Annotated in this window: 8 protein-coding genes; 3 read left to right on the plus strand and 5 right to left on the minus strand. The window is 55.6% G+C overall.

Annotation, left to right across the window (positions count from 1 at the left end; genetic code table 11):
- Positions 1-40 precede the first annotated feature (40 nt).
- From H7B67_RS11125 to H7B67_RS11135, 3 genes are all read right to left on the minus strand, one after another.
- Positions 41-1756, minus strand: coding sequence for a type 2 periplasmic-binding domain-containing protein (locus H7B67_RS11125; RefSeq protein WP_185119893.1), 1716 nt, complete (start codon positions 1754-1756; stop codon positions 41-43).
- 102 nt (positions 1757-1858) lie between these two features.
- Positions 1859-3484, minus strand: a complete 1626-nt coding sequence (locus H7B67_RS11130; protein ID WP_185119894.1) for a response regulator transcription factor — start codon at positions 3482-3484, stop codon at positions 1859-1861.
- On the minus strand, positions 3481-5220 hold the full coding sequence (locus H7B67_RS11135) for a sensor histidine kinase (RefSeq protein WP_185119895.1): 1740 nt from the start codon (positions 5218-5220) through the stop codon (positions 3481-3483). The genes H7B67_RS11130 and H7B67_RS11135 overlap by 4 nt, the downstream gene beginning before the upstream one ends.
- Positions 5221-5425: 205 nt before the next feature.
- On the opposite strand from H7B67_RS11135, the gene H7B67_RS11140 reads away from it, so the two are divergent.
- Both H7B67_RS11140 and H7B67_RS11145 read left to right on the plus strand, forming a co-directional pair.
- A complete protein-coding gene (locus H7B67_RS11140; protein ID WP_245363271.1) occupies positions 5426-6277 on the plus strand; it encodes an ABC transporter permease in 852 nt (283 codons plus the stop codon).
- 27 nt (positions 6278-6304) lie between these two features.
- A complete protein-coding gene (locus tag H7B67_RS11145; RefSeq protein WP_185119897.1) occupies positions 6305-7183 on the plus strand; it encodes a carbohydrate ABC transporter permease in 879 nt (292 codons plus the stop codon).
- Between the two features lie 121 nt (positions 7184-7304).
- On the opposite strand, the gene H7B67_RS11150 is transcribed toward H7B67_RS11145, so the two are convergent.
- Together H7B67_RS11150 and H7B67_RS11155 are read right to left on the minus strand one after the other, a co-directional pair.
- Positions 7305-9365: a beta-galactosidase gene (locus H7B67_RS11150; RefSeq protein WP_185119898.1), complete on the minus strand. Its 2061-nt coding sequence runs from the start codon at positions 9363-9365 to the stop codon at positions 7305-7307.
- Positions 9358-10719 (minus strand): FAD-dependent oxidoreductase, encoded by a 1362-nt coding sequence (locus H7B67_RS11155; protein ID WP_245363270.1) that lies wholly within the window; start codon positions 10717-10719, stop codon positions 9358-9360. The genes H7B67_RS11150 and H7B67_RS11155 overlap by 8 nt, the downstream gene beginning before the upstream one ends.
- Before the next feature lie 118 nt (positions 10720-10837).
- Between H7B67_RS11155 and H7B67_RS11160 the strand changes: the two genes are divergently transcribed.
- Complete coding sequence (locus tag H7B67_RS11160; RefSeq protein WP_185119899.1) at positions 10838-11881, plus strand: LacI family DNA-binding transcriptional regulator; 1044 nt, start codon at positions 10838-10840, stop codon at positions 11879-11881.
- Position 11882: the final 1 nt, after the last annotated feature.

Genomic DNA, 11882 nt, shown 5'->3' on the forward strand with positions numbered 1-11882 from the left:
GCAACGGGAGCCCGCATCGATCGCATGGCTCCCATGCTACTTATTTCGACTTTTGATACCACTCATTGGCTTCTTCGGTGACTTGTTCGCCGCCGATTTTATTCCACTCCTTGACGAATTTATCGAAGTCGTCCATCGACTTTTTGCCGTAAATGATGCCAAGGAACGTCTCGCCTTCCAATTTGGACAGAATGCCGTTTTTGGTTTGCATCGTTGCGGTAGGAGAGCCCGTGAACGCGTTCGGAACGTACGTATTCGCTTGCCAGCCGTCGTCCACGTATTCTCCCGCCTTCAGAACTTTAGGGTTCGTTCTCAGCGCTCTCTCTTCTTCCGCCGAGCTCGGCTCGGCTCCTCTGCTCATTTTGGCCAGCGTCTTCAGATTGGTAAAAGGATTCTTCGGCTCCATCAGCAAATATTTGGCCGGACCGACCTTGCCGCCAGGGATATCCGCATCGTCAACGGAGATCGTTCCGTCCGCTTTGACGGTGTAGTCGTAATCCTCGTACCAGCCGTTCTCGAACTCGCTTCCCGTTTTTCCTTTTTCGAAAATGCGGTTGAGGTAGAGGAACAGGGCGTCGGTGTGCTCGAAATCCTTCTTGACGATCAAGCCGCCCCGAAGGAAGGTGGAGTCCCGTGCCGCCGCCTTGCCGTTTAGGGACGGCAACGGATAAGGATTCATCGTCGCGCCGGGCACGTTTTTCTCCAGATCGGGAATCGGCCAGTTCGGCAGCCAGTAAGGCGCGACGACGATGCCGACTTTGCCTTGCCCGATTAATTCGGCCAGCTTGTTCTCGTCATGCAAGCCCGCTTCCTTCGAGATATAGCCCTTGTCGTACCAGTCTCTTAGCCGGGTCAAGCCTTCCTTCATCTCCGGCCGTGTCGACCCGTGAACCAGCTCCCCGTCCTTCTCCAGCCACTGGTTGGGAATCGTGCCCGAGGGTCCGAACACCCACGTGCTCTCTCCCAGCCAGCCGTTAAAGATGCTGGGGTTGGAGCCCCCGGATCCGAGACTTACGCCGAGAGGGACGATTTTGTCGGAACCGCCCGGCTTCTTGTCCAGCATGGCTTGCATAAGGACTTCCAACTCTTCGAAGGTCGTCGGTGCCTTCATGCCCAATTTGTCCAGCCAATCCTGCCGGATCCACATGACGCCGTTGTCGTTCCCGGCATGGGCGAAGTTGGGGAACGCCATTTTCTTGCCGTCATAGGTGACCTGGCTCCACATCAACGGATTGGAGTTATATATCTCCTTGATGGTGGGCGAAGCGTACTTCTCGTAATCCTCCGTGATATCCTTGTACTTGCCGGATTGAATCAATTCGTTAAGCAAAGTCATATCCTCTGTCATCAACACGTCCGGCAGGCTCTCTTCCGACGTCAGCATCAACCTCATCTTCGTCGCGAATTGATCGCCGGGCACTTGCCACAAATATTTAATATCGATGCCCAATTCATCGCGTGCCCATTTCGTGTGCACGTTGTTTTCGGCGCTCTCGCCGTTTTTGTACTTCATGGTGGAGTCGGTCGCTTTGACGGTCGTGATCTTCACGGGCGTCTCGAACTTGTACGTTCCTTTCCGAATGGCTTCGGCAATGGCATCCTGCGATTCCGAGGCGGCTTGCGATTGGACCGGTCCGCTTGCGGTGCCGTCGGCTCCTTCGGCCGTGTTCGCGTTGTTATCGTTCTTCCCGGAACATGCTGCAAGGGTTAAGAGCGCGGTCAGCGACAGCGCCAGCAGCGACCGTTTTCTACTCATGACGATTCGAATCCCCCTATCGGTTTGTAAGTTGCAAACTCATCATAGTACAGCGCTTACAACCGGGTAAGAGACAAAGTTTTAAGATGACATGCGAATTTATTAAGATTCGGCTTGATAACGATCCCTGTATTCCTGCGGGGTAACGCCGTAGTAGTTTTTGAACAGCTTGCTGAAGTAAGGCGGATTCTGGAACCCCATCCGGCTTGCCAGCTCATAGATCTTGATATCCGTCGCGCGAAGCAGGATCCCCGCCTTTTCCATCCGGTACCTCAGAATAAAGTCGCTTATATTCTCTTTCATCTCCTGCTTATAAAGCGAGGATAAGTACGCGGGATGAAGCTTGACATGGTCGGCAATCTTCTGCAGAGAGACGTCTTCGGCAATCCGCTCCTCGATGAAGCGGTGAATCTTGACGATCAACTGATTCTTCGCGTCCTTAAGCTCGCGAACGCTGACGGATTCCAGGCTATCCAGCAGCTTGCCCGCCCACTCCGCGACCCGGCCGGATTGACTTAGCCTCCGGGGATCCGACGCCTGATCCGCCTCGAGTCCCGATAGTTCCATCAGGGTCTTGCTCTGCAGATGGGCGATATAGAGAAAGGAATTCGTCAATGAACAAACGATCTCCAGCATATGCTCTTCGGTATCGAGTTTCTTGGCGCGCAATTCCTCGAATACGCTGCTTAGCTTGACGCGCGCATCCGCCCATCGTCCGGCTTCCAGCAGCTGTTGAAAGCTTGGGGGGCTGTACAGGGAATGAAGCGGGGCGATCCGGGGACGGGACTCTTCGGCTCTGACAACGATTCCCCGTTCGCTGCGCGGCACCTTGCGGATCGCATTCAAGGATTGACGGTATGGCTCGGCGACTTGCTCCGGCAACCGGCACGGACTTCCGATCAGGACGGAGATCCGCCCCTTGAGATAGCCGAATACCTTCGCCTGCAGCTCCTGTGCCGTCCTATCCAACGTCGCGTCATGGATGCGGCTGCCGGAACTTCCGCGATCGGTCGTTTTGGCCTGCAGCACATAGCATAAATAGCCATAGGAGTCCTTGCAGGACCATACGTGAAAATCCGACTCCAATAGTTCGCCTGCGATATTATGAACGGCGAACTCATAGAGCATGGAATCCTCATCGGACTCGCCGAAGCCGCCATCCAACCGGATCAGCAGCATCGCGCACTCTCTGCCCAGTTCGAACGGCAGCCGGTACTCGTCCATTTTCCTGGCCAATTCGGAATGAGATCCGGAGTTCCCGGCCAACAGTTCGATCAGCAAGTTGGATCTTAATAAGGGCAGATGGACATGAAGCGTCCGCCGGGCTTCTTCGAAGGAACCGATCCGCTCCCGTTCCCGCTCGATAAGGGACTTGACGCGGGCAACCTCGTCTATAAGCTCTTCGTCCTTGACGGGCTTCAACAAGTAATTGGCCGTTCCATAACGGATGGCGTCCCTCGCATACTCGAATTCCCCGTATCCCGACAACAGAATGCATTTGGTTCGAGGGTAACGTTCCTGAATATGCTTGCACAGCTGCAGTCCGTCCATGCCCGGCATTCGGATATCCGTCACGACGAGGTCGACCGAGGTCGTCTTCAGAATTTCCGCCGCCTCCAGTCCGGAAGAGGCCTGCAGAACGCACTCGATTCCGATACGCTCCCAGCCGTTGGCTGCCATGCTCTTCAGCAGCATCGGCTCGTCGTCGACCAGCAGAAGGGTGATCATGCGCTCTCTCCTCCCGAATCCTCTTCTCTTCTCCAACGGAGCGTCACGCACAATCCGGACAACCTGTTCGAAGGCTGCATGAAGATGCCCGCTCCCGCGCCGAACCGATGCTTCAATCGCTGGTGAACATTCCAAAGCCCGCATCCCGTGTCGCCGTCCATAGGCTGATCCAGCTTCCGCATATAAGCTTCGATCTCCCGCTCCGTCATTCCGTCGCCGCTGTCCTCGACCGTCAGAACATTCCACTCCGGCTCCCGGCGGCCTGCGATGAGGACGGTTCCCTTGCCGGGCTTGGGCTCGATCCCATGCACGACGGCATTCTCCACGACGGGCTGCAAGATCAGCCGCATCACCGGCTCATCCCTCATATCCGGCGGAATATCGATCCGATACTCGACGCGCTCCAGCCGGAACGAGTAAATCTCCAGATAGTGGGTGACGAGATCGGCTTCTTCTTGCAGGAGGGGCATTTGATTTTCGACCCGCGTGATATAGCGATAATAGCCTCCCAGGTGATAAGCCATCTCCTTGATCGTCTCCGTGTGGCCAATCTTGGCGCAGCCGGCGATAAAGGAGAGGCAATTGTACAGGAAATGCGGGTTGATCTGGGACTGAAGCTGCTTCAGGGTGGCCAGCCGCGACCGGTCCTGTTCTTCGTAGACATTCTGGATCAAATGTTGGATCTTCGCCCCCATATCGTTAAAGTGCTGCATCATGTAGTCGAATTCATTGCGAAGCTTCCGATGGATCCGGAACGAATAATCCCCTATCTCGAATCGCTTCAAGCCCTTCATGATCATCGCCACCGGTTTTTGCACGTTCAAATATAGCAGGTAGGCGGCGGCGAGTCCGAGGACGATCAACACTCCCATGCTGGCATAAAACAAATTCCGGCTCTTGACGATCGGCTCGTGGAACACGCGAGTGGGAACGAAATCGATCAAATAGGCATCCAGATCCGCAAGATAGGCGTGACTCAGAAACACTTTCTCGCCGTTAACCAGCTGATTTCGATGCCCGTTGCCGTTTAGCCCTTCCTTCAGCAGCTTCTCTCCGAGCTGCTCGAACTCCCCGTCCTTCGGCTCCTCGTCGGAGAAGACCCTGCCGTCGGCCGTAAGCAAAAAGCAGGCGCCCGGACCGTCCAGCTTGTAATGCTGCAGCATTTTGCGAATATTGTCGAGGCCGAATCGCACCTCGAACACCGCATTGACCGCCGGAGAGCCGGCTTCCGACAGAAACGGATCCCATAGGAACAGCTGGTAATAGGCGGAACTCCGGGAATCGCCGAGATGAAACCGCCATTTGCCATTGACGGCTCCTTCCAGGTCGCCGGGATCGTAGCTGTCGCTCAGATCGGTCGATACCCGGGTTTGGATATCCGGCAAATAGACGGACAACTGGTTGGACCAATTGCTGGAGAAGCTCTGGAGATTCAGCTTCTCCTTGACATGGGTCTGGAAGTCCAACATTCGGTAGTAGTCTTGGGTTAATATGCTGAGCTGCAAATCCAGGAGGGAGGAGTCCCGGACCAGGAGGTTGGAAGCCAGAGACAGCCGTTCGGCATTGGATTCGATCTGGTATTTGAGGAACATAAGCTGGCTTTCGTTGTAGTCCGTCATCTGGGAATCGATAACATGGAAGCTCGTTCGGCTGAAGTAGGTGTACAGAAGAAGGATGAGGAGCAGCAAGATAAGAAGCGCCCCGTTCATCTTGAGGAACACCGGCCTGTGCCGCATATAGCTTCATCTCCTTAATATTTTGACAGCGATCTTAAAAATGGATTCTATCAAAAAAAGCGCTTCCAGAATAGAATGTGTCTATTCCACAAACATCCTAGGAGGAGGAGTTCGCTTGGAGAATACCGCGATTCCATCGTCGCCTGCGGTCCCGTTAAAGGCGAGACATAAACGCCCGTTCCGCAAAACCTGGAGGCTTCATCTCATGCTGCTACCCGCCGTGCTGGTCGCTCTCGTCTTCAAATACGCCCCGATGCCCGGAGTAATTATGGCCTTCCAGGAGTTTAAACCTTGGCTCGGCGTCGGCGGATCTTCCTGGGTCGGCTGGGACAACTTCAAGCTCATGTTTACCATGCACGATTCCGTGCAAGTCATTTGGAACACCATCTTCATCTCGGTTCTGAAAATCCTGTTCGGCCTTGTCGTGCCGGTCACGTTCGCCTTGCTATTGAATGAAATTCGCCATATCGCCTTGAAGCGATCGATTCAAACGCTGGTTTATCTGCCTCACTTCATGTCCTGGGTCATTCTGGGCGGCATCTTGCTGGATTTGCTCTCGTTGGACGGCTTCGCCAACCGGTTGGTGACCGCCTTCCATCTCGAACCGATCCTGTTCCTCGGCGACGGGAACTGGTTCCGGGCAACGGTCATCGTCAGCGATCTGTGGAAAGAATTCGGGTTCTCGGCCATCGTGTTCCTGGCCGCGCTGTCCGGCATCAATCCGGCTCTCTATGAAGCTTCCGAGATCGACGGCGCCGGCAGATTGCAGCAGACGCTCTATATTACCTTGCCTTCCTTGCTTCCGATAATCATCGTCGTCTTCACCTTGTCCTTGGGGAACGTGCTGAACGCCAACTTCGATCAGATCTTCAATTTGCTGAATCCTCTGGTTCTGGAGAAAGGCGATATTATCGATACCTATGTGTACCGCACCTTCCAGGGAGGCCAATACAGCCTGGCGACCGCGGTCGGCATCTTTAAATCGGCAGTCGGCTTCGTCTTGATCAGCGGCGGTTATTACTTCGCCTACAAAGTGGCGAATTACCGCATTTTTTAAAGTTAAAGAACTACGGAGGACAATGCCATGTACTATAAAAGCCCGTCCTATCGGACGTTTTCCTACTTCAACATCGCTTTTCTGATCTTGATTTCCCTTCTGTGCGTGATGCCGATGGTACATATTTTCGCCGTCTCCCTGAGCGGGAAGTCCGCCGCGGATTCCAATCTGGTCACGTTCCTTCCCATCGACTTCACGTTGGATAGTTACGCGCAGACCTTTAAGAACGACAACTTCCTGTCCGCTACCGCGGTATCGGTTCTGCGCAGCCTGATCGGCACGGCGATGGGCATGATCGTCACCATGCTGGCGGCCTTTTCCCTGTCGCGAACCCATCTCGAATTCAAAGCCCGCACCTTTTATGTGTGGTTCTTCCTGATCATTATGATCTTCGATGCCGGACTCGTGCCTCACTATATGCTCATTCAGAAGGTCGGGCTGGTGAACTCCTTCTGGGTGCTCATCGTGCCGCATCTGGTCAATGTATGGAATATGATTCTCATGATGAACTTCTTCCGGGCGATTCCCAAGGATCTGGACGAAGCGGCCATCGTGGACGGAGCCTCTTCTTTCAAAATTTTCGCTTCGATCTACTTGCCCGTCTCCTTGCCCGCGATCGCGACTCTGTCCTTGTTCACGCTGGTCGGCCATTGGAACAGTTGGTTCGACGGGATGCTCTATTTGAGAACCGCGGACCAGTGGCCGCTGGCTACGCTTCTGCAGACGATCGTCGTGGTGCAGGACTTCAGCAAGACCGGCATTAATCCCGAGCAATTGGAGATGCTGTCGAACCGAAGCGTTAAGGCGGCGCAAATCTTCATTGCCATGCTTCCGATCCTGGCGGTCTACCCGCTTCTGCAACGGTACTTCGTTAAAGGAATCGTACTGGGCGCCGTCAAGGAATAGCTTAGGCGGCCGTATGGAACTAGCCAGACAAGGAACCGGCCGGAGCGATGCTCCGGCCGTTCGGCATAGGTAGGAATTCGCGGCGGCGGCATCGAATTGCAGGCTTGCAGGCAAGCTTTGTTTAAACATGTCTTTCTCTCTTCAGAATTCGAAACCCGTAAGAGGAAAGAAGCGCCTGTTCGCCGACCGGATTCCCCTCCAGATCGCATAGAAGCTCCTTGAGCGCGACCGGCTGATCCGTATCCGAATAATTTTGAAGAAAGATGTAATCGGCGGTACCGTCCGTACGCACCTGAGCGGTTACTCCTTCCGGCCAATCCGCCCGAATGACCCGCTCGACCCCGCAACGGATCGCAAGCCTGCTATAGAAGCCATCTCTAAACGTCTGCTCCGTTCGCGCCGCCAAATAATAAACTTCCCCATCGCCGAAACGATTGACGGTTAACGCTGGAGAGCCTCTATAGAAATCCTCCCCATACTCCGCAACGACTTCGGCCGATTCGGCATGAATCCGTTCGCACATCAGCGACACCGAATACGTTCCCGTTAAGCCGTCGAACCCTTTCTCGTTCATGACAAGCGAGTTGCGATCTTCCGCATAGAGCGAATCAAGCTCCTCCGCCCATATTCCCGCAAGCTTGCGGAGCGGCCCGGGAAATCCGCCCAGGAAGCAAAGATCGTTCTCGTCGACGATCCCGCTCCAATAAGTCAGGACAAGCGTTCCTCCGGAACGTACGAAGGCTTCCAGCCTCTCGGCGGTACCCTGCTTCAACATATAAAGCATGGGAGCGACTACCAGCTTGTAGCGGTCCAGCGGACGGTCCATAGGGACGACGTCCGTCGGAATTCCTTGCTTCCAGAACGGCTCGTAATGGTCCAGCACTTCCTGATCGTAGCTAAGATTCGGTTTTCGCGGTCCGTCCGCGCCTTCTACCGCCCATTTATTCTCGGTGTCGTAAATCAATGCGACTCCCGCCGGGACGACCGTTCCGGAGATCGAATCCAGTCGTTCCAGGCAAGCTCCTAGGCCTGCAACCTCTTGGAATACCCTCGTATGCTCGTGTCCGCTATGGTCTACAACGGCTCCATGAAACTTCTCCGAGCCGCCTCTGCTCTTGCGCCACTGAAAATATTGCACGGAATCGGAGCCGTGCGCGACCGCTTGAATCGAGGACAACGCGTGCATTCCGGGCCTCTTCGGCTTGGCAACCTCCTGCCAGTTCGTCATGCTCGGCGTGCTCTCCATCAGCAAGAACGGCTGCCCGGGCTTGAACGACCGATATCTGTCATGGATGAACGCCGTATGGCAAGCTGTCTGCCAGTCGGGACGCGGCTCGTGCCAACGGGGGTAGCTATCCCAAGAGACGATATCCACATGCTCCGCCATGAGTTCGTAATTGATCGCGCACCCGCCCAAGAAATTCGTCGTGACGGGAATGTCCGGCGATATTCGCTTCAGCGGCTCGATCTCCCGAAGCATAAAGTCGATGCTCTGATCGGTGACAAACCTTTTCCAATCCAGATTCATGCCTTGGACCTTGAATTCTCCTATGGGAGACGGAGACTCGATCTCCTCCCAATCGGTGTAGGTATGGCTCCAGAAAGTCGTATACCAGGCCTCGTTCAGCTTGTCCAGATCATTGTCGTATTTCTTCCGCAGCCATAATCGAAATGCGGCCTGGCACAGGTCGCAATGGCATTCCCCGCCGTATTCGTTAGAGACATGCCATAGCAGCAAGCCGGGATGCTCGCGATATCGCTCCGCCAGCCGCGTATTCATGTCCTTAACCTTCTCCCGGTATATCGGCGACGTATAACAGTGGTTATGCCGAAGTCCATATAAATGGCGGATTCGCTCCGGCCTGACGCGGAGCACCTCCGGGTATTTCCGCGCCAACCAGGCCGGACGAGCTCCGCTGGGCGTTCCCAATATCGTATAAATGCCGTCGCGGTACAGCTTATCCATCACGTCGTCCAACCAACCGAAGTCGAATACTCCTTCTTGGGGCTCCAGCTTGGACCATGAAAACATGCCGATCGCCATGACGTTGCACTTGGCCAGATTCATTAAGCGCCTATCTTCATTCAGAATGTCGGCTCTATGCAGCCACTGCTCGGGATTATAATCCGCGCCGTGCAGCATCCGGTTCAGCTTCGGGAACAGCGGCTTTCGTTTAATCATCCTCCTTCCACCTTTCCTGAATCGCCTCGCCCAGCCAGGCTCCCTGTCGGACAAGCTTCCGCTGCAAGGCCTCGATATCGATGCTGCGCGTATCGCGCGAGCCCTGCTCGGCCAGGATCGCCGCGGCCGTGCCGGCGGCTTCGCCCATCGCGAAGCAATTCGGCATCACCCGGGTGGAGCCTTGAGTCGCTCTGTCGGTCGATATCGCTCTTCCGGCCACGATCACGTTCTTGATTCCTGCCGGAAGCAACGAGCGATACGGGATGCCGTGCGACTCTCCGGGCGGCAGATGCACCATCGTCATCCCGCTCTCGGGCTTCGCCATATGAATGTCGATGAAGTAGGCATTGCGCGCGATGTCGTCCGGGAACGAACGGCACTTCAGAAAATCGTCCGCGGTGAGGATATAATCCCCGACGATCCGGCGGGTCTCGCGGATCCCGATCTGTTCCCCCGTCAAAGACAGGAAGGCGTTCTCGAAGCCGGGGATCGATTCCCGCAGCCACTCGGTAATGTGCTCGACAAGCGCCCGCCCTTCGATCGCTCCGCGGGTCAGGTCGTCCGCGTTCGAGCCGTCGATCCCGAAGACGTGCCCGAAGTTAAATCCGGCCGTATGGTCGTTAAGCCAAGAGATGCCTGCCCAATCTCTGGCCACGCGCAGTCTCCCTTCGCTCTTCGCCTTGTGGATCGCATGCTTCAGATCGCGGCCGTGAATATCGGCGACGGAGAGGAACTTATTCCTGTCCAAGTTATGAAGCACGAAGCACATCGTCCCCGGCTGGAGCTCGCCGTCGTCTCCGCCTTTGACAAGCTCGCCTCCCGCCAGATACGTGAGATCCGCATCACTCGTCGCGTCGATAAAGAGCTTGGCCTTGACGGCCTGCGTCCCGGTCTTGTTGTGAATAATCGCCGCTTCGAGGACGCCGTCCTGCTGCAGGACGTGTCCGACGAACGTATGATAAAGCAGCTTAACGCCGGCCTCGGCCATCTTCTCGTCCAATAAACGCTTTAACGCTTCCGCATCGATCGGCACCCAATCGAGCTCTTCCCGCCATTCCTCTTGGAACGCCGCCTCCATCCTCCGCTTCATATCGCTCAGAATCTCCAGCCCGATGCCGCGGATCACCGGCTTGATGTGATCGGTATAAGGGCAAAAAGCGGGAACCTGAGAGACCGTCGCCATGCCTCCCAAATACCCTCTCTGCTCGATCAGCAAGACGGATGCCCCGTTCCGGGCAGCGGCTAGCGCGGCGCCGACCCCGGCCGGACCTCCTCCCGCCACAACGACGTCCGCATTCGCGTAGACGGAAATATCGCGCTCCGGCATTCGAATCGTGGGTACGATATCAATCATTCGGACCACCTCCATGGATTTGCTTTCATTGTATCGTCCATGAAGCTTCATTTTTAGTTTCATTTTTGTTTCGTTTTTCCTTATAATGAAGCAAGCAGCTTACAACCGGGAGGTCGCCATGCCGAATAAAAAGAAGGTCACTCTGCAAACGATTGCCGATCATTTGGGGTTGACGGTTCATACGGTGTCCAAGGCATTGCGCGGGCTGCCGGGGATGTCCGAACAGACGCGCAGAGAGGTTATCGGAGCGGCCGGCCGATTGGGATACCGGACGAAGGAGCAGGAGCGGGGCATGGCCGTAGAACGAATTCCGATCTATTCGTCGAAGCCGCGAAGATTCGCGTTCGTCGTTCCGCATTCGGGGCTTGTCTTTATTCACCAAAAGCTGTACGAAGGGGTTCAGGCGAGGCTGGCGGAATTCGGGCATAAGCTCGAGATGCTGTTCGCGCCGCCGGACGCCGGATCCGATGCGGAATTCGACGAATGGGCGGAAACCTACGGCTTGCTCTATACGGACGGCCTCTTTTTGACCCCGATGATCAGCGCAAGAACGGAAGAGAGGCTGTTGCGATTATCGGTACCCAAAATATTGCTCAACTATCCGCCTCCGGCCGCCCAAGTGGACAGCGTAATATGGGACGTCTCCTCCGCCGTTTATCAATCCGTGCAATACCTGCTGGCCAACGGTCATAGGCGTATCTTATATATCGGGGACATTCGCTTGCACCGGGGGTTTCGGATGCGTTGGCAGGCATTCCAGGAAGCGATGGCCTCGGCCGGAATGTCCGCGGAAGAAGACAGGCATCTGACCCGGGCCGGGTCGAAGGATTTGTATACCCGCCTGTTGTCCGATCTGCTCATCCGGGAGAAGCCGACAGCGATTCTCTCCGGTCTCGAGCACGATCTGGCCTGGGTGTATTACGGCTGCAGCCTGCTGGGCCGTCGAATTCCGGACGATTACTCGCTTATCGGCCTGGAGCATGCGCCGAACGCGCACCTGCCGGATTTGACCAGGCCCGAGCTCCCCATCAAGGAAGCGGGAGTTCGCGGAGCGGATCGAATGCTGTGGAGACTGTCCAATCCGAATCTTCCCTATGAGCATATCCGGCTTCAAGGGGGATTTCATAAAGGGGCAACGGTATTAGCGATAGGAAAAAAGTAAA

Origin of the sequence: Cohnella thailandensis, assembly GCF_014212135.1 — a bacterium.
Classification (GTDB): domain Bacteria; phylum Bacillota; class Bacilli; order Paenibacillales; family Paenibacillaceae; genus Cohnella; species Cohnella thailandensis.